Source organism: Lysinibacillus sp. TE18511, assembly GCF_054062295.1.
The window spans coordinates 99,494-117,572 of record NZ_JBSSFD010000006.1; the positions used below are offsets into that span (position 1 = coordinate 99,494).

At 37.0% G+C, this 18,079-nt stretch carries 17 protein-coding genes; 16 read left to right on the forward strand and 1 reads right to left on the reverse strand.

Going from position 1 to position 18,079, the window contains the following annotated elements; genetic code table 11:
• The first annotated feature begins 100 nt into the window (after window positions 1-100).
• From ACVWXS_RS06725 to hflC, 9 genes are all read left to right on the forward strand, one after another.
• Window positions 101-823, forward strand: a complete 723-nt coding sequence (locus tag ACVWXS_RS06725) for a hypothetical protein (protein ID WP_374963713.1) — start codon at window positions 101-103, stop codon at window positions 821-823.
• A gap of 1,067 nt (window positions 824-1,890) precedes the next feature.
• Window positions 1,891-2,448, forward strand: a complete 558-nt coding sequence (locus ACVWXS_RS06730) for a DUF5412 family protein (protein ID WP_456957096.1) — start codon at window positions 1,891-1,893, stop codon at window positions 2,446-2,448.
• Window positions 2,449-2,792: 344 nt separating this feature from the next.
• The gene (locus ACVWXS_RS06735) at window positions 2,793-3,233 is read left to right on the forward strand and encodes a MaoC/PaaZ C-terminal domain-containing protein (RefSeq protein WP_068983963.1); all 441 of its coding nucleotides are present in this window, start codon (window positions 2,793-2,795) and stop codon (window positions 3,231-3,233) included.
• Between the two features lie 52 nt (window positions 3,234-3,285).
• A complete protein-coding gene (locus ACVWXS_RS06740; protein ID WP_068983962.1) occupies window positions 3,286-4,002 on the forward strand; it encodes a response regulator transcription factor in 717 nt (238 codons plus the stop codon).
• Window positions 3,999-5,534 carry a two-component system histidine kinase PnpS gene (gene pnpS, locus ACVWXS_RS06745; RefSeq protein ID WP_456957098.1) on the forward strand — a complete coding sequence of 512 codons (1,536 nt, stop codon included), beginning with the start codon at window positions 3,999-4,001 and terminating at the stop codon, window positions 5,532-5,534. The genes ACVWXS_RS06740 and pnpS overlap by 4 nt, the downstream gene beginning before the upstream one ends.
• A gap of 353 nt (window positions 5,535-5,887) precedes the next feature.
• A complete protein-coding gene (locus tag ACVWXS_RS06750; RefSeq protein WP_456957100.1) occupies window positions 5,888-6,256 on the forward strand; it encodes a CidA/LrgA family holin-like protein in 369 nt (122 codons plus the stop codon).
• A complete protein-coding gene (locus tag ACVWXS_RS06755; protein WP_402984245.1) occupies window positions 6,253-6,966 on the forward strand; it encodes an LrgB family protein in 714 nt (237 codons plus the stop codon). The genes ACVWXS_RS06750 and ACVWXS_RS06755 overlap by 4 nt, the downstream gene beginning before the upstream one ends.
• Window positions 6,967-7,241: 275 nt before the next feature.
• Window positions 7,242-8,210: an FtsH protease activity modulator HflK gene (gene hflK, locus ACVWXS_RS06760; protein WP_374965655.1), complete on the forward strand. Its 969-nt coding sequence runs from the start codon at window positions 7,242-7,244 to the stop codon at window positions 8,208-8,210.
• Entirely contained in the window at window positions 8,210-9,220 is a 1,011-nt protein-coding gene (gene hflC / locus ACVWXS_RS06765; protein WP_456957103.1) for a protease modulator HflC, read from the forward strand. Before hflK ends, hflC begins: the two co-directional genes overlap by 1 nt.
• A 101-nt stretch (window positions 9,221-9,321) precedes the next feature.
• Here hflC and ACVWXS_RS06770 read toward each other — a convergent pair whose 3' ends face one another.
• Window positions 9,322-9,573, reverse strand: coding sequence for a hypothetical protein (locus ACVWXS_RS06770; RefSeq protein WP_456957105.1), 252 nt, complete (start codon window positions 9,571-9,573; stop codon window positions 9,322-9,324).
• A 237-nt stretch (window positions 9,574-9,810) separates the two neighbouring features.
• Here ACVWXS_RS06770 and ACVWXS_RS06775 point away from each other — a divergent pair, with 237 nt between their 5' ends.
• From ACVWXS_RS06775 to ACVWXS_RS06805, 7 genes are all read left to right on the forward strand, one after another.
• Window positions 9,811-10,242, forward strand: coding sequence for a DNA polymerase I (locus tag ACVWXS_RS06775; protein ID WP_068983956.1), 432 nt, complete (start codon window positions 9,811-9,813; stop codon window positions 10,240-10,242).
• 195 nt (window positions 10,243-10,437) lie between these two features.
• Window positions 10,438-13,065, forward strand: coding sequence for a DNA polymerase I (gene polA, locus ACVWXS_RS06780; RefSeq protein ID WP_456957107.1), 2,628 nt, complete (start codon window positions 10,438-10,440; stop codon window positions 13,063-13,065).
• Window positions 13,066-13,077: 12 nt separating this feature from the next.
• Window positions 13,078-13,950, forward strand: coding sequence for a bifunctional DNA-formamidopyrimidine glycosylase/DNA-(apurinic or apyrimidinic site) lyase (gene mutM, locus ACVWXS_RS06785; protein ID WP_368635638.1), 873 nt, complete (start codon window positions 13,078-13,080; stop codon window positions 13,948-13,950).
• A 13-nt stretch (window positions 13,951-13,963) separates the two neighbouring features.
• Complete coding sequence (coaE, locus tag ACVWXS_RS06790) at window positions 13,964-14,557, forward strand: dephospho-CoA kinase (protein WP_402984257.1); 594 nt, start codon at window positions 13,964-13,966, stop codon at window positions 14,555-14,557.
• A gap of 232 nt (window positions 14,558-14,789) precedes the next feature.
• Window positions 14,790-15,812, forward strand: a complete 1,023-nt coding sequence (locus ACVWXS_RS06795; RefSeq protein WP_456957110.1) for a glyceraldehyde-3-phosphate dehydrogenase — start codon at window positions 14,790-14,792, stop codon at window positions 15,810-15,812.
• Window positions 15,813-16,218: 406 nt separating this feature from the next.
• Window positions 16,219-16,689 (forward strand): transcriptional regulator NrdR, encoded by a 471-nt coding sequence (gene nrdR / locus ACVWXS_RS06800; protein WP_053592410.1) that lies wholly within the window; start codon window positions 16,219-16,221, stop codon window positions 16,687-16,689.
• A 17-nt stretch (window positions 16,690-16,706) separates the two neighbouring features.
• Window positions 16,707-18,077 (forward strand): replication initiation and membrane attachment family protein, encoded by a 1,371-nt coding sequence (locus ACVWXS_RS06805; RefSeq protein ID WP_456957112.1) that lies wholly within the window; start codon window positions 16,707-16,709, stop codon window positions 18,075-18,077.
• Window positions 18,078-18,079: the final 2 nt, after the last annotated feature.

Consider the following 18,079-nt stretch of genomic DNA (forward strand, 5'->3'; position numbering starts at 1 on the left):
CTCCGATATAGGGATAGGGATCGGTGCCTCGTTGAACTAACTGGCAGAATAGTTGAAACGGAAGCATTGAAGCAGGGCAAAAATTTTATTAGGAGTTCTTATGAAAAACAAAACAATAATTGATATAAGGTATTATGGAGTAGAAGATTATCACTTTGATATTCCTTACATTGGAGACAGATATGCAAGAAAACTGCGTGAATTCGATTTTAAAACAGGAGATTATGACCATATTTACATCAATTTTGTTGATTCATTACAAGAAGGTCATGTAGAGATTACACCAAATCTCAATGAAGATTGGTTTATTTACGTTAACATCGGTGTTTCCGTTAATAAATTCAATAGGTTAAACCCAGATGAAAAATTCATTTTTAAAATTGAATTGACTACGGAAGTCCTACGTGCCCTTTGTGAAAGAGACGGACTTGACTTTGAAATAGTAAAAAAGGTCAAGAAAATGATGCTAAAATATAAAACCGAATTGGAAATTGTTCATAAGGAAAAGGAAACGGCAAAATATAAAGTCGTTATTAGCCATCAGATAAGACCATTGAACAAGGCTTCTATTTCATTTGTTGAATATACTGATAAAATTACAGGTGTTAGTATGAAGAAAGTACTTACTAAACTTAAAAAGTATAGAGATATTTACTTTTTGGTTTCATCAATAAGTGTTACAAAGGACGTTGTAACATTAAAACCAAGAATATCATCAACAGCAGAAGTGCATTTGCGTTCATATAGAACACCTATCCAAATCCCTATTGTGGATTTCTTTACCAACGATGAAAAGATTTCTTCAGAGGTAATGTTCCGCTAACGGGCACTTTAGTGCAACGAGGATTTATAAAGCATACAAAATAAACCTAATAAACGTTCCCAAATGCAAGTTTGGACACACACCAAAAAGCCACGAATGTTGTTAAATCAACGTTTAGTGGCTTTCCCTATGAACATTATTTATACAGCTTTTTATACAGGAAGCGCAAACACTTAATACATCAATATTTACACGTTTATGGCTTACCGTTTAGTGTGCATAAAATCGTGTATATTCCTTAACGTTGTAAATCCGCATTTTCCTGGTGCTACCCCTTATATCACAGGCTTCTAGTTTCCAAAGTTTAAATGACTTATTTGCCCCTTTTGACACCAATTATTATGGGAGATTTTTTATTCTTAATTACTGTTAAATAAATCAAATAAATGTAAAATACGTTATAATTGTATTTTAATAAAGGAAATATAAAGAAAAAATTTTATAACGCTATAATATCAAATTATATAAATGTGGGAGGTGACATTAAATGAGGAAAGTTTTAATTTCAATTCTTATGTTTATTGTCTTACTTATTAATTTCATTTTTTGGGATTATCGTAGGACAGGTACTCTCTTATGGAGGGAGAATATTATACAATCGTTGGCTTTTATAATAGTTTTCTTTATTGCAAGATCGCTATTTGATAGTACAACAAAAAATAGAAATTCGAATTCTTAAAGGAATTCGGATTTCTATTATCTTTTTACCAAGGATTATCACCGTGTGACAATAAGCAACTAAAGAGCATAGAAGCTAAAGAACCAGCTATAAGATAGCGATAATGCTGCGATCTATCGTAGAAAATAAAGATATCACTAAGGAGAGAGTATGCAAAATTTTATACATACTGCGATTGGTGATCCAGTCGAAAAACACGGTTAAATCAATGATGTATAAAATACTGTATATACAATAACTCGCGATTCAACCGAAAAGGCAATGTCAACTCGTTCTGTATGGAATTGTATGATGCTATTCAACTAACGGAGCAGTTTACTTGAAGAAGAACATTGCAAAATTATCAGTATTTGAGATAATTGCCATTGAACTCTAGAATGGGGGGATTATGATTTTAATTTTATTTGGTTTCTTGATTTCTTTCATTACCGTTATATTATTTTTTATTTTATGTGCAAAGATAATAATTTCTTTTATTAAAAAGAAACCTTTTCCCAGAAATTTACTGATTGCATCGTTGTCTGGGGTTGTTCTGATATCTTCAATCTATACATATGAAATGTACTTTTTTACATTTAGTGAAATTGATAGAGAATTTATCCAAAACGGACCTGGACCTGTAGTATCACCTACTGAAGAATACACAGCTAATGCTTATTATGAACCATATGGTGGTGCAGCAGGCGGTGTTAACGTATGGGTTGAAATCACAAAAAATAATGAGAAAAATAAAGTGCAAACTGTTTATTATAGTGATGCAAAAAGTAATTTTTCTATGGAATGGATGGATGAAAATACGTTGTACATTCTAAATGACGAACCTGATTATCCAAATTCAAATAGAAGTATCGAATTAGAAATAGGTAAAGAGATTTATCACGAAAATGGTTTGGCTTGTAAAAGTTTGTTAATGAAAGACGAATATGAGACTTGCTACCAAAATTAATACTTATTGCACTAACGGAGTGCTTTAATTGAATAGCTAGCCAGAGGTAGCCGTCTCATATGAGGTGGTTTCTTTTAATTTGGGTGGTGCCATAACTTAGATTTGAGGAGACAATTTGTTAAAAAGTATACTAAGAAAGTAAGTTGATTGTTGTTCGGAGTCGAGACTAGGTGACTCCTTCGTGAACAACATACTTTTGCTGTTGCTACGTTACATGTTGCTGTCGCTTCGCACAGATAAATCATGCTGAATTAAGATAAAATGGTTATTCTGCTTTTCGTTGTACTTTTAGAATAAAATTGATACTATGAAGGTAGTATGATAGAAAAGGGGTTGGCGTATCTTTGCTTCAAAAAAACAGTAAGCTTGGTCTCACTATTGATGAAATTACAGTTGGCGAGAAGATTCATATTACCGAAAAGATTGAAGATAAGGATTTACTACTTTATTTAGGTCTGACAAATGATAGTAATCCTCTTTATATTCAACATGATTATGCTGCGATGACGCCTTTTCAAAAGCCAATCGTACCAACGATCATGTTAAATGGCATTATTACGTCAGCTGTTTCAAAGTATATTCCTGGACCAGGTTCACGAATTATTGAGCAACATTTAAAATATTTAGGACCTCTCTATCACTATGAATTATTTGATACGCTTTTAGAGGTAACAGAAGTGAATAAATTCCAAAATACAATTACTGTATCTGTGCACTCATATAATGAGCAAAAGCAGCTTGTGATTGAAGGTACGTTGCTGGTGACGCCACCACTCGCATTATAGACTTCTTGAGATTTGAAATGGGGGTTTCAAATCACTATCGGAGGCATTATACATGACAAAAACGATTTTAGTTGTAGAAGATGAATTTTCTATTGCGACATTATTGAAATATAATTTAGAACAAGCAGGGTATGTTGTAGAAACAGCTGCTGATGGTCAAGAGGGTCTTGATAAGGCAATTGATTTACAGCCAGATTTAATTCTATTAGATTTGATGCTTCCGAGACTGGATGGTATGGAGGTATGTAAACAAATTCGTCAACAACGTATGAATACACCTATTATTATGTTAACAGCAAAGGATGACGAGTTCGATAAAGTACTTGGTCTAGAGCTAGGGGCAGATGACTATATGACGAAGCCCTTTAGTCCACGCGAAGTGTTAGCACGGGTAAAAGCTGTATTAAGACGTTTTACACAAAATGTTGTGGTAGAAGATAAGGATAGGCTACAAGAGAAAATGTATGAGTTTGGTCAATTGCGTGTATTTCCTGAGCGTTTTGAAGTGTTTTTACAGGATGAGGCACTTGAATTTACACCGAAGGAATTTGAGCTACTCATTTACTTACTTGAAAATAAAAACCGTGTGTTAACGCGTGATCAGCTATTAAGTGCTGTATGGAAGTATGATTTTGCTGGCGATACTCGAATTGTGGATGTACACATAAGTCACCTTCGCGATAAAATTGAGGAAAATAGCCGTAAGCCAATGTTCATCAAAACAATTCGCGGTCTTGGCTATAAATTTGAGGAGCCGAAGACGACATGAAATCAATGAGCAACAGCTTATTCTTGACATTCATGCTATTACTTGGAACGATTTTAGCTGTCCTAATGCTTGTTATAGGTCAGCTTTTTCCTGTTTATATAGAACAGTACGATGAGCAGGCAAGTTTGCAGCTGCAAGAATCTATCGATCAAGTATTAGATGAACGAAAGCTTGAACTATCTAAGGAAGATAAAGAAGCACTATATACGGCTCAAAACATTGAAGCGAAAGACTCTCTATTTTCTGATATTCGTGCACGGTTTTATCTAGTGCTAACGATTCTTTTCATAATAACGCTTATTTTAATAGCTGTTGTAAGTCGCTATATGATTCGAAATTTCATTGCGCCTATTGATAACGTGACAGATACAGCGCTTGAATTGGCAAAGGGAAATTATCGTGCTCGAGCCCATGAAAATGAACATGAACGCATGATGCCGTTAAGTCACTCTATCAATATTTTAGCACGTAATTTACAGGATATTACGACGATTCGTGAAGTGGAAGAGGAGAGGCTTAAAACTTTAATTGAAAACATGGGAAGTTCCCTCATGATGATTGGACGTGAAGGAAATATATCCATCGTGAACCGGGTATTTCTAGAGCGTTTTGGTATGCAAATTGCCGATGTTCAAGGGAAGGTCTTTCGTACAATCGGTTTACCTAAATCACTTGAGCAATTTATCGACCATGTGTTTTTAACAGAAATGCCTTATCGACAACAAATTAAAATGGAAGTACAACAGGAGCTACATAATAAGGAAGTGTATGGAGCACCTGTTATAGGCGATCATGGTCGCTGGCTTGGTGTTGTTATTGTTATGCACGATATTACGGAGCTTGTTCGTTTAGAGCAGATTCGTAAGGATTTTGTAGCAAATGTATCTCATGAACTACGTACGCCTATTACATCCATTAAAGGTTTTGCTGAAACTTTACTGGATGGAGCGTATAAGGATGAAAAAATGCTGCTATCTTTTTTAGAGATCATTAATAAAGAAAGTAACCGTCTACAGATGCTTATTCAGGATTTACTGGAGTTATCGAAAATTGAACAGCATGGTTTTACCGTTAATATTATGCCGATGGGCTTGCAAGATGTACTTATACGTGGAGCAGAGTTAACGGGACCACGTCTGGATGAGAAAAATATGAGCTTTCATGTTGATATAGATCGTGATATTCAGGTTATGGGTGATGCGAATCGTATCATTCAAATTGTCACTAATTTAATTACCAATGCGATTACGTATTCTCCAGAAAATACAACCGTTACGGTTCGTTTAAAGGAAAATGAAACGTATGGCATTATTGAAATAGAGGATCAAGGGATAGGGATTGAAAAGCATGAAATTGCCCGCGTCTTTGAACGATTTTATCGTGTGGATCGTGCACGAAGTCGGAATTCTGGGGGGACAGGCTTAGGGCTTGCGATTGTGAAGCACTTAATAGAGGCGCATCATGGTCGCATTCAAGTAGAAAGTGAAGTTGGCGTAGGTACAAAAATGATTGTTATGATTCCGAAAAATTAACAATTTCTTTACAATAGCACAATTTTAGATTCATAATGGGGATTTATACTTGTTAATAGAAACCCCCATTATAATTATTAAGACGATAAATCGCTGCTTTTTAAAAATAAAAGATTTTTTGATTGTGCTGCTTAGTTATCGCCACAGAAGAAAGAATCTATTGCCAAAGTTTTTGGTGGTAGATTCTTTTTCTGTTTTACACCAAACGTAAATAGGTGTAAAGTATAGTAGCATAATAATCAACTACAATCAGTTCATTAATTGTAGTTGAACCAATCGGGCTTTAAAGGGTAGTTTACGCTTGCTTGTTACTGTCCGTTAAAGTGTGATAAAAAATTGAGAGAAGGATGACCATGAAAATCGTCAATAGTATCGTGCAAATCGGCTATCTTTATGTACTTTTATTTGTTGGGAATAGTATTGCACGTCTACTTCACTTGCCGATTCCAGGGAGTATAATTGGACTAGTCTTATTGTTTTTACTTTTGCAGTTTCATATTATTAAGCTTGAATGGATTGAGCTAGGTGCAGGTTTATTACTTAGTGAGTTATTGCTATTTTTCATTCCATCTGCGATCGGAGTGATCGATTATGATTCGCTTTTCGGTGTGCAGGGTGTGAAGGCTGTGCTTGTTATTGTCGTGAGTGCTATTGTTGTCATGTTTGCAACAGGTTTCACAGCACAGTGGCTAGAGCTACGAAAGAAAGGTGATACTGCATGAGCTTTTTAATAGCTGTAGTAAGTTTAATAGGCACTATTGCCGTTTTTTATAGTAGTAAAATGTTTTATAAAAAGTATAAGAAGGAATGGCTAACACCCGTACTGATAACACCGATAGTTATCATTATCGTTTTGTTACTATCGGGTACATCTTATAAATCCTATAATGCAGGAGCCAATATTTTAACAAATTTACTAGGTCCAGCAACAGTTGCCTTTGCGGTACCTATTTATAAAAATTTTAACCTATTAAAGAAACATGCTTTTGAAATTTTTCTAAGTATTGCAGTTGGATCTGCAGTTGCCATTACATCATCATATATAATCGCCGTAGTAGTCGGATTAAATGATGAACTTGTGCATAGCTTAGTACCTCGTTCAGTCACTACACCAATCGCAATGGATATTTCCAATATGATTGGTGGCTCACCTACCCTGACGGCAGTTTTCGTCATGATAACTGGTATTTTAGGAAGTCTACTGGCACCGTTCGTAATTAAAGTATGTCGTTTTCATAGACCATCCTCTAGAGGTCTAATGTTAGGAATGGGTGCACATGGTGCAGGTACCTCTAAAGCATTTGAGTTTGGTGAACTTGAAGGTACTTTTGCAAGTCTTGCTATGGTTGTAGCTGGATTAATTAGTATTGTTTTATCAACAACATTTTTCCCAGCATTTGAACATTTAGTTGTCAATATCCTGTTGCCTTAAATGGTAACAGGATTTTTTATTTTTCAGTTCTATAATATTTGTTGGGTAATCATACAATTTAATATGGAGGTGAATGTTACTGGCTTGGCAGTCGCCAGAACGTTTGTGGGAGCTTTACATTGAGCCTTACCTCAACATTTGGTGTAGAATCTCTTTTTTGAATAATACCGTATGTCAAACTGCCTAATATATAATATTAGTTTATTAAAATATTTTGAAACTTTTTTATAAAGTATCCCGTAAACAATAGTATTAAGCTTAAGGGAGGATTAGACATGAGTGTGAAAAGGTCACTAATGGTGGTAGGACTTGGTATTTTCGGTATTATTGCACTTATTGCTGTGTTTACATCGTGGTACACGGTAGATGAATCGGAACAAGCGGTAGTCATTACGTTCGGTCGTGCCGATGATACAGTAACCGAGCCAGGTTTACATTTTAAATTACCTTGGCCTGTACAATCGGTTGAGGTTTTATCGAAAGAAACATTTAGTTTGCAGTTTGGCTATAAGCAAAATAAAGATGGTGAATTGGAAGATTATGATGCTGAAACGAAAATGATTACAGGCGATGAGCATATTGTTTTAACAGACCTTGTAGTTCAATGGAAGATCACAGACCCGAATAAGTTTTTATTTAACGCACAAGATCCAGAAGAAATTTTACATAGCGCTACGTCGAGTGCGATTCGGTCAATTGTCGGAAGTTCCAACATCGATGCAGCGTTAACAGATGGAAAAGCAGATATAGAAGCAAACACACGAGATTTATTGGTTTCACTTATTGAAAAATACGATATTGGGATTAGTATTCTGGGTGTAAAATTACAAGATGTTGAATTGCCAAATGCTGATGTGCGGGCGGCCTTTACAGCGGTTACCGATGCCCGTGAAATGAAAAATACAAAAATAAATGAAGCGAAAAAATATCAGAATCAACGTACTAACGAGGCTCAAGGTGAAAAAGATGCCATTATCTCGAAGGCTCAAGGTGAAAAAACAGCTCGTATTGAGCAGGCTCAAGGGGATGTAGCGGTATTTAATAAAATGTATGAGCAATATAAGGGCAATCAACAAATTACACGTGAGCGTTTAATTTTAGAAACGCTTGAAAATGTTTTACCTAAAGCGCAAATTTACATTATGAATGATGATGGTAGTACGATGAAATACTTACCTATTCAAGCATTGCAACCAACGACACAGGAGACACCTACAGAGAAAAAAGAAGGGAGCGGTAACTAATGGACCAAAAAAACAAGGACCTTGACAAATTCCTGAATTTTTTATCGGGTAAATCCAAAAAGACTGCTTCAAAAGACGGAGATTCAGGGGACAATGTGATCAAAATGTCGAAAAAAGGTCCGATGAATCCCAAAAAATATATTTCTTTTGTTGTAACATTAACAGCCGTTTTCGCTATTGCCATTATCTTATTTGCTAATGTTTATATTGTGAAAGAATCCGAATACGCAGTAGTTCGACAATTTGGGGAAGTAGTGAAATTTCAGAGTGAGCCTGGCTTGAAAATAAAAGTTCCGTTTATTCAAAGTGTTACAAAACTACCTAAAAACCAAATGACTTATGAGATTTCTGAAGAGGAAATTAATACAAAGGATAAAAAACGCATAATCATTGATAATTATGCAGTTTGGCGAATTACAGATCCAAAGTTATTAATTTCAAATGCAGGTACTATAGAAAAAGTTGAATCGCGTATGGAGGAATTTATCTATTCTGTTATTCGTTCAGAGCTTGGTCGAATAGAATATTCCCAGATTATTAATGATGAAAATTCTTCACGTGGTAGTATTAATGATCAAGTGACTGAACGTGTCAATGAGCTACTTTCAAACGATAAGTATGGCATAGAAGTAGTCGATGTCCGTATACGTCGTATCGACTTGCCAACTGAGAATGAGCAGTCCGTGTTTACAAATATGATCTCGGATCGTGAATCAATCGCACAGAAATATCTATCTGAAGGTGATGCTCAGAAACGCAGTATTGAAGCCCAAACCGATAAGCAGGTTCAAGAATTGCTGGCAAAAGCTAAAAAGGATGCAGCATTGATTCAAGCTGAAGGAGAAGCGGAAGCAGCGAAAATTTACAATAAATCATTCTCGCAAGACCCTGAATTCTATTCATTATACCGTACGTTAGAATCATATAAGAAAACTATAGGTGAAGATACGGTAATTATTTTGCCATCCACTTCACCATATGCGAAGATATTATCTGGCTATATAAAATAATACTATTATTCTTGCAGGGATTAGTATATGAAGTCGTCTCAAACTTTTTGAGACGGCTTTTTTTTACACAATCCATGAAACTAGCAATATATTTCTACAAATTAGTTACTGGTATAAAGACTTATTACCATGGCGTGGGGTTGATTTCCGTTCCGACTGGGCGCTTTGTTGCTGCCGCTTCGCTTTCGCACAGAGCAAAGCTTCCTGGGGGCGTCCGATGAGCCGCTTCGCTTCGCTGCAGGGTCTCGGGGCAACAGGATGTTGGTCACGAAGGCGTTATCACAGGACGTGATGCTCTTAGCCTTCGTTCCTCTACCGCTAATCCCCAAGGAGTCGCCCAGTCTCCACTCCAATCAACTTATGCATGGCATGCGTTTTAACAAAGTCATCCCCGACCTTTAATGATGAGCAGTTTATTTTAATTTTCATTGTTTGATTTTAGGGATTTCTGACCACGTTGTTTATAAAAATCTTTCAATTATCAATTTTTGTGTTATAAAAATAATAGAAATTTATAATTTCGTGTTTCGTAGATGACTGTTTTCTGATAGAATGATAATGTTCGGAAATTAAAAATGGGGGTAATAGCTGTGAAATTGCACATTAACATGTGGCTCCAAAATTTAGGGATAGCATGTAGTATTGCATCGTTGTTTACACTTTTCTTCCGTCTATCAGATTTTGCATGGATCACAAAAAGTGTTTATCATATACCAGTATTTTTTGTCTTATTATTTTTGTTAAGTTTAGTTATCGCAGAGGATGTACGAAAAGTATTTAAGAAATTATTTTGGTACGAAAAACGTAAAGTACAGCGTCCAATATGGCAAGTTGGGATTGGCTTCATTTTCTTCTTAGCGCAAATTGGTACTGTCATGGTATTTTATTCAGAGCTTACACATCCGCAGCTAGGCGGTATGCCATTATTTTTAGTGTTTGCCTTTATGAATGCCTTTATTTTGACAGTTATATATGAAGAGATTTTTTATCGACAAGAAAAAATTAATGAGGCCAACGAATAACATGAAGGAAGTCAATTGCGATGTGCAATTGGCTTTTTTTGTATAGTTAATATATTGATGTAGAAATTTTCGTGATTATCATCGTTATGATTGGTAAAATTACCGTTTTCTCGATAAAGTAAAAAAGAAGAGGCATTTTCAAACATACGTTTTCGTTTTACAATTAAGAGGACGACAACGCAGGAGGATAAAATCATGACAAAGGAAAAATTGCTATTATTGGACGGCAATAGTTTAGCATATCGCGCGTTTTTTGCGTTACCTCTATTAACGAATGATAGTGGAATTCATACGAATGCAGTGTACGGCTTTACAACAATGCTACAAAGAATATTAGAGGAAGAGCAACCGACGAAAATTCTAGTTGCTTTTGATGCGGGTAAGACAACCTTCCGTCATGAGACATTTACGGAATATAAAGGTGGTCGACAAAAGACTCCACCAGAATTATCTGAGCAGTTTCCTTATATACGTAAGCTTATTGATGCTTATGGTATTAAGCGATATGAGCTTGAATTGTACGAAGCGGACGATATTATTGGGACACTTGCTAAAGAAGCTTCATCGCAGGATATGGATGTCATCATCGTATCGGGAGATCGTGACTTAACGCAACTCGCAACTGAACAGGTAACAGTATACATTACGAAAAAAGGCATTACCGAAATTGAGAAAAATACACCAGACTTTATTGAAGAAAAATACGGTTTAACTCCTCAACAAATTATTGATATGAAAGGTTTAATGGGGGATGCTTCAGATAATATCCCTGGTGTACCAGGTGTCGGTGAAAAAACTGCCGTTAAATTGCTAAAAGAGCATGGTTCGGTGGAGGCACTTTATGCGGCAATGGATGCGGTGAAGGCTTCTAAGATGAAAGAAAAGCTAGTTGCCAATGAAGAACAGGCACTAATGAGTAAAAAGCTTGCGACGATTTTTACGGAGGCACCTATTGCAATAACGCTTTCTGACCTTGCTTATAATGGTCCAGATGAAGAAGAATTAATGAACGTGTGGCGGGAGCTTGGCTTTAAATCACTGATCGATAAAAGCGATTTTGCTGTCCAAGAGGAAGAGCAAGCACCGTTTGATTATAAAATTGTGCAAGAAGTTAAGGCAGAGCATTTAAAGGATGTCATGGCAGTGCACTTAGAGCTAGAGGATGAGCATTATCACACATGTCAGCAACTAGGCATTGCTTTAACAGATGGCATGAGCACAATTTATGTGCCGTTTGATATTGCGGCTAAATCAGATGCTCTTCGCCTTTGGTTAGAAGATGCTACAAAAATAAAATATATGTCAGATTCAAAGGCAGCACAAGCAGCGTTAAAACGTGCAGGTATTCGTATAGCGGGTGTTGAATTTGACCTATTACTTGCTTCTTATATTAATAATCCTGGACTTAGTGGGGATGATGTGGCAACACTTGCAAAGGAACTGGGTTATCGTGATGTGCAAGCAAATGAAGTTGTTTATGGGAAGGGAGCAAAACGTGCTATACCTGCCATTGAGGTACTTGCTGAGCATGCTGGTCGCAAAGCCTTTGCTGTATGGTCATTGCAGCCAAAGCTAGAGACATTATTAAAGGAAAATGAACAGTTCGAACTCTATAAAAACTTAGAACTTCCGCTTGCTTCTATTTTAGGTGAAATGGAAAGTGAGGGTATTACGGTTAATCGTGCTACTTTGGAGAAGATGGGCCAGGAGCTAAAGGACAAGTTAGTTGTAATTGAGCAGGAGATTTATGCGGAGGCAGGAGAAGCCTTCAATATTAATTCGCCGAAACAGTTAGGCGTTATCCTCTTTGATAAACTGGGTCTTCCTGTTATTAAAAAGACAAAAACAGGCTATTCCACTGCAGCGGATGTATTGGAAAAATTAAAGCCAGAGCATGCTATTATCGAGCATATACTTTTGTATCGTCAGTTTGGAAAATTACAGTCAACTTATATTGAAGGCTTGCTGAAGGAAATCCATAAAGAGGATGGAAAGGTGCATACACGATTCCAACAAGCATTAACGGCTACGGGACGTCTAAGCTCAACGGATCCGAATTTACAAAACATCCCGATTCGTTTAGAAGAGGGGCGAAAAATTCGACAAGCATTTGTCCCATCGAAAGAAGATTGGATATTGTTTTCTGCCGACTATTCACAAATCGAATTGCGAGTATTGGCTCATATGTCAATGGATAAAAATTTAGTGGAAGCTTTCCGTGAAGATATGGATGTTCATACGCGAACAGCAATGGATGTATTCCATGTCTCAGCAGATGAGGTCGATAGTAATATGCGACGCGCTGCAAAAGCAGTAAACTTTGGTATTGTTTATGGTATTAGTGATTACGGCTTATCACAAAATTTAGATATTACTCGTAAGGAAGCTGCTACATTTATCGAGAAGTATTTTGCGAGCTTCCCAGGTGTAAAAGAATATATGGATGATATCGTGCAGGATGCGAAATTCAATGGCTATGTAACAACGATTTTAAATAGACGCCGATATTTACCTGATATTGCGAGCTCTAATTTCAATCTACGAAGCTTTGCAGAGCGTACTGCGATGAATACACCGATTCAGGGGAGTGCAGCTGATATTATTAAAAAAGCAATGATTGATATGGACGCTCGCTTGAAAAAAGAAAATATGCAGGCAAAGCTTTTATTACAAGTGCATGATGAATTAATTTTTGAAGCACCGAAGGAAGAGATTGCAATGCTTGAAAAAATAGTACCAGAGGTTATGGAAAATGCGATCGAGCTTGCTGTACCGCTAAAAGTGGACTTCAACTACGGCGCGACTTGGTACGAAGCAAAATAAGGAGGAGTTAAAATGCCTGAATTACCAGAAGTTGAAGGTGTCGTCCAGGCATTAAAACCTAAGATTGAAGGGCGTACAATTCAGCAAGTTCAACTATCTGAAATCATTCGTTTTTCCTTTGGAGAGGGAAAGCAATGTATTGTGAAGCAAGCCGAACCCGATGCGTTTGAAACGTCCTTGTGTCAAATGACGATTACAAAAATCGAACGACGTGCAAAATACATCTTTTTTCATTTGCTAAAAGAGGATGTTCCTTATGTACTTGTCAGTCATTTAGGCATGACAGGAGCATGGTTTGTGGTAAATTCGCCTGAGGAAATCGAGGAGGCGAAATTTCAAAAGCATATTCATGCGACATTTCACATGGCAGACGGTGGTTATTTAATCTATTCGGATATTCGCCGCTTCGGTGAACTGCGTTTTTTAACAAAAATTGAGGATCATGCCCCATTAACAAAAATGGCGCCAGAACCATTTGATGAAGTAGCTTGTGATTTTTTTATTGCTAAATCAAAGTTGCCGAAATATGAGAAAAAAGCCGTCAAAGAAGTAATAATGGATGGGCAGGTTATTTCTGGCTGTGGCAATATTTATGCTACGGAGGCGTTATTTGCTCAGAAAATTCATCCAGCTCGCTCGATGAATCGTATTAGCGATAAACGTAAGCGTGCATTATTCGAGGCGATTGTTGCTGTTTTACGTCGAAGCATTGAGGCTGGAGGTTCAACAATTTCAGATTACCGTAATATCAATGGTGAGGCTGGAAGTATGCAGAATCGACTGCAAATGTATGGCAAGAAAATGTGCCCAGTGTGTGAAACTGCAACAAGCCAAATGACGATAGGCGGGCGCACATCAGTCTTTTGCCCAAATTGTCAACATTAAAGGGGATTTAACTATGATTATCGGACTAACGGGAAGTATTGCAAGCGGAAAAAGTACAGTAGCAAAAATGATGACAGCACTTGGTTTACCGATTGTCGATGCGGATATTGTAGCACGTGATGTCGTAGAACCAGGAACGGAGACATTAACGTTAATAGCTGAAAGTTTTGGGCAAGATCTATTGCTAGAAGACGGTAGTTTAAATCGCGCCAAGCTTGGTGATATCATTTTCCATGAACCTGCAAAGCGTAAAATTTTAAATGATATTATGCATCCGGCTATTCGTCAGGAAATGTTACGCCAGCGCGATGCTTATTTAGAGGCAGGAGAAAAGCATGTTGTGATGGATATCCCATTATTATTTGAAAGTAAATTACAGCATTTTGTTGAGCGTATTCTTGTTGTATCGGTTAGTGAAGAGGTACAGCTTAGACGCTTAATGGAGCGCAATAATTTATCGAAAGAGGATGCGTTAGCACGTATGCATTCTCAGCTACCTATGTCTGTCAAAGAAAAAGGTGCCCATGCGGTTATCTACAATAATGAAAATTTAGAACATACAGAGAGCCAATTGAAAAAAATCCTGACATATTGGGACGTAGTATAAATGAATTAAGAATCTGTAAAATTATTCGGTGCGTAGCAAGAACATTTTGCTACGCATTTTTTTATGGACTTACGCCAAAATAAAGACTGAAATTTGACGATTTTATTTTTCAGAAAATAAGAACTTTAATATTATGACATATATAATGTTCATCTTTTTTGAAATTGTGTTATACTAATCAGCATAAAGTATATAATTAATCTGAGTTTGTACTCACAGGAGGATTTTATAAATGACAGTATCAGTTGCTATTAATGGTTTCGGACGTATCGGACGTATGGTTTTCCGCCAAGCGATCGTACAAGAAGGTTTAAATATTGTTGCAATTAACGCGAGCTATCCAGCTGAAACGTTAGCACATTTGATTAAGTATGACACAAATCACGGAACATTTGAAGGTACGGTTGAACCAGCAGGCGATGCTTTAATTGTAAATGGTAAACGTGTTCAAATTATTAGCGAACGTGATCCATTAAAATTACCATGGGCAACAATGGGTGTGGATATCGTTATTGAAGCAACTGGTAAATTTAATGAGCGTGAAAAAGCAGCAATGCACTTAGAAGCAGGCGCAAAGAAAGTAATCTTAACAGCACCTGGTAAAAACGAGGACGTAACAATTGTTTTAGGTGTAAATGACGAGAAACTTGATATCGCACAACATGATGTTATTTCAAATGCTTCTTGTACAACAAACTGCTTAGCACCAGTTGCTAAAGTATTAAATGACACATTTGGTATCGAAAACGGATTAATGACAACAGTTCACGCTTATACAAATGATCAAAAGAATCTAGACAATCCACATAAAGATTTACGTCGTGCACGTGGATGCGCGCAATCAATCATTCCAACATCTACTGGTGCTGCAAAAGCATTGAAATTAGTGTTACCAGAATTAGAAGGCAAAATTCACGGTATGGCACTTCGTGTTCCAACACCAAACGTATCATTAGTTGACCTTGTAGTTGATTTAAATACAGACGTAACAGTAGATGCTGTTAATGCTGCATTTGTGAAGGCTGCTACTGAAGGTCCAATGAAAGGTATCTTAAATTTCTCAGTTGAGCCTCTAGTATCTTCTGATTACAATACAACAACTTACTCTTCTACAGTGGATGGACTTTCTACAATGGTAATGGGTAACCGCAAAGTAAAAGTACTTGCTTGGTACGACAATGAGTGGGGTTATTCTGCACGCGTAGTAGATCTTGTGAAAAAAGTGGCAAAAGCTTTAGAAACAGTAAACGCATAATAATTAAAATGAGCACATTGAAATCCAAGTGGTTTCGATGTGCTCATTTTTGATAACAGTTAACTTGAGTTTCTCTAATATATTGTCTGCTTTATCTGGACGTAAATAAACTTCTTTAGCAACCTCAATCACAGATTTGCTTCAAAAATCTTTTGTCTACATTCTGGGCAAGAAGAGTGAACTTCTCAGTGCTTTTAATTATTTCTTCCTATAATATCATTTTTGCTTGTTCAAACCCTCCTTTGACTTCAAGTTGCATACTCTTACGCTTTTGATCATCAGCTGTTACTAGACATATCCAACTTCCTTGATACGAAATTAGATTCTTAGGTATCTTCTTTTGTCTATACGGGAAATTTGTTATAATAGAAATATTAAATTGTTGTGAAATCAGGAGAGTAATTATATGAGATGTCCATCTTGCCAATTTAACGGAACGCGTGTAGTGGATTCGAGGCCTGTAGATGATAATAAAGAAATTCGTAGACGTCGTGAATGTGAGTCATGTGGCTTCCGCTTTACAACGTTTGAAAAAATTGAAGAGACACCGTTAGTTGTAGTGAAAAAGGAAGGTTCACGAGAAGAATTCAGCCGCGAAAAGGTACTTCGTGGACTTATTCGTGCTTGCGAAAAACGTCCTGTTTCTCTTGAAGTACTTGAGGGACTAGTTATGTCTATTGAAAAAGATCTTCGTCGCATTGGGAATTCTGAAGTCCAATCTGAGGATGTAGGGGAAATGGTCATGGATCGCTTAGCGAAAATCGATGAGGTTGCTTATGTGCGCTTTGCATCGGTTTATCGTCAATTTAAGGATATCAATGTCTTTATTGAAGAAATCAAAGAGATTATTCAACGTCAGACAGAGCAGAAATCATAGGAAAACAGAGAGGGTGAATGACGTTGATCCATTTGTATAAGGAATTGCAGCCCGCTGATCCTTTTGACATTCGTCTACCTCATGCACTTTCTACGCAGGAACGTCAATTAGTAACGCTATTTTATCAGCCTTTAATTGGAGCGGAGCCAATCAGCCTTTATTTAACACTATGGGCAGAAGCCGAGCAAATGCCAAGGCAGCAAATGACGCATTATTTTTTAATGAATGTGCTAGGGCTTCCAATTGGTAAAGTATTTGAGGCACGTATTGCGCTCGAAGCAATTGGTTTGTTACACACATGGAAAAAAGAAGATGCTGACCAACGAAGTTTTTTATATGAGCTTATGCGTCCTCTTGATGCAGATAGCTTTATGAAAGATCCACTGCTGTCGATGTTTTTGTTTAGTAAAATTGGGGAGCAAGCTTATCGGAAATTGCGTCAGCGTTTTATTCCTTCTGCAAGAGATGCAGAATTTAAAGATGTATCACGTGCTTTCATAGATGTTTTTAAGCCAGTAAGTACAAAGATTCCAGATGATTTACAAGTGGATACTAGTCGTAAGGATCAGCAGCAAAAGGTGTATCCGTTTTATTTTGAACAGTTTGACTTTGAATTACTGCAAGCGGGCTTATCGGAACAACTTGTGCCGAAAAGCTTACTAACAATTGAGGTACGTGAAAATATAGCGAAATTAGCGTTTTTATATCACTTAACTGCACTGGATATGCAAAAAGTAGTGATTCTTGCATTAGATGATGACCTAGGTATTTCTTTGGAACGATTACGTAAGGCAGCTGCGGATTTTTATAAGTTAACGGTATCAAAAGAGCCACCAAAGCTTGCTAGAGTGAGTGAGCCACCATCTATTGAAGAATCCGGACAAAAAACAAAGGATCAGGAGCTTCAGCATTATTTAGAGACGACTCCTCCAGTCCAAGTACTCCGAGATATCAATAATGGCAAAGAACCTCTACAGACTTCCGTACAGCTTGCTGAAAGTTTAATTGTCCAACATGGAATGCCAGTAGGCGTTGTCAATGCGCTTTTGGAATATGTCATGCTAACAACTGATATGAAGCTACCTAAAAAATATGTGGAAACGATAGCAGATCATTGGGTACGTAAAAATATTCAAACAGCAAAGGCAGCAATGGAGCTAGCGCGCCAGGAGCATGATAAATACACTGCGTGGAAAAATAAGCCCCAGCAGACACCGAGGAAAAGTAATCAAGGTGTTAAAGGGCGTTCAGGAAATCAACGTGAAGAGAAGGTACCTGAATGGTTTTACAAACGTAACGAGCAACAAGAAGAAAACACTTCCAGCACGATAGATTTTGAGCGAGAGCGTCAAAAAATATTGGAAATGCTAGGGAAAAGTGATAAGTAAGG

Excerpts from the sequence above, each read along its gene's own strand:
- ACVWXS_RS06725 (WP_374963713.1), top strand. The coding sequence starts at position 101 with ATGAAAAACAAAACAATAATTGATATAAGGTATTATGGAGTAGAAGAT.
- ACVWXS_RS06730 (WP_456957096.1), top strand. The coding sequence starts at position 1,891 with ATGATTTTAATTTTATTTGGTTTCTTGATTTCTTTCATTACCGTTATA.
- ACVWXS_RS06740 (WP_068983962.1), top strand. The coding sequence starts at position 3,286 with ATGACAAAAACGATTTTAGTTGTAGAAGATGAATTTTCTATTGCGACA.
- pnpS (WP_456957098.1), top strand. The coding sequence starts at position 3,999 with ATGAAATCAATGAGCAACAGCTTATTCTTGACATTCATGCTATTACTT.
- ACVWXS_RS06750 (WP_456957100.1), top strand. The coding sequence starts at position 5,888 with ATGAAAATCGTCAATAGTATCGTGCAAATCGGCTATCTTTATGTACTT.
- ACVWXS_RS06755 (WP_402984245.1), top strand. The coding sequence starts at position 6,253 with ATGAGCTTTTTAATAGCTGTAGTAAGTTTAATAGGCACTATTGCCGTT.
- hflK (WP_374965655.1), top strand. The coding sequence starts at position 7,242 with ATGAGTGTGAAAAGGTCACTAATGGTGGTAGGACTTGGTATTTTCGGT.
- hflC (WP_456957103.1), top strand. The coding sequence starts at position 8,210 with ATGGACCAAAAAAACAAGGACCTTGACAAATTCCTGAATTTTTTATCG.
- polA (WP_456957107.1), top strand. The coding sequence starts at position 10,438 with ATGACAAAGGAAAAATTGCTATTATTGGACGGCAATAGTTTAGCATAT.
- mutM (WP_368635638.1), top strand. The coding sequence starts at position 13,078 with ATGCCTGAATTACCAGAAGTTGAAGGTGTCGTCCAGGCATTAAAACCT.
- coaE (WP_402984257.1), top strand. The coding sequence starts at position 13,964 with ATGATTATCGGACTAACGGGAAGTATTGCAAGCGGAAAAAGTACAGTA.
- ACVWXS_RS06795 (WP_456957110.1), top strand. The coding sequence starts at position 14,790 with ATGACAGTATCAGTTGCTATTAATGGTTTCGGACGTATCGGACGTATG.
- nrdR (WP_053592410.1), top strand. The coding sequence starts at position 16,219 with ATGAGATGTCCATCTTGCCAATTTAACGGAACGCGTGTAGTGGATTCG.
- ACVWXS_RS06805 (WP_456957112.1), top strand. The coding sequence starts at position 16,707 with ATGACGTTGATCCATTTGTATAAGGAATTGCAGCCCGCTGATCCTTTT.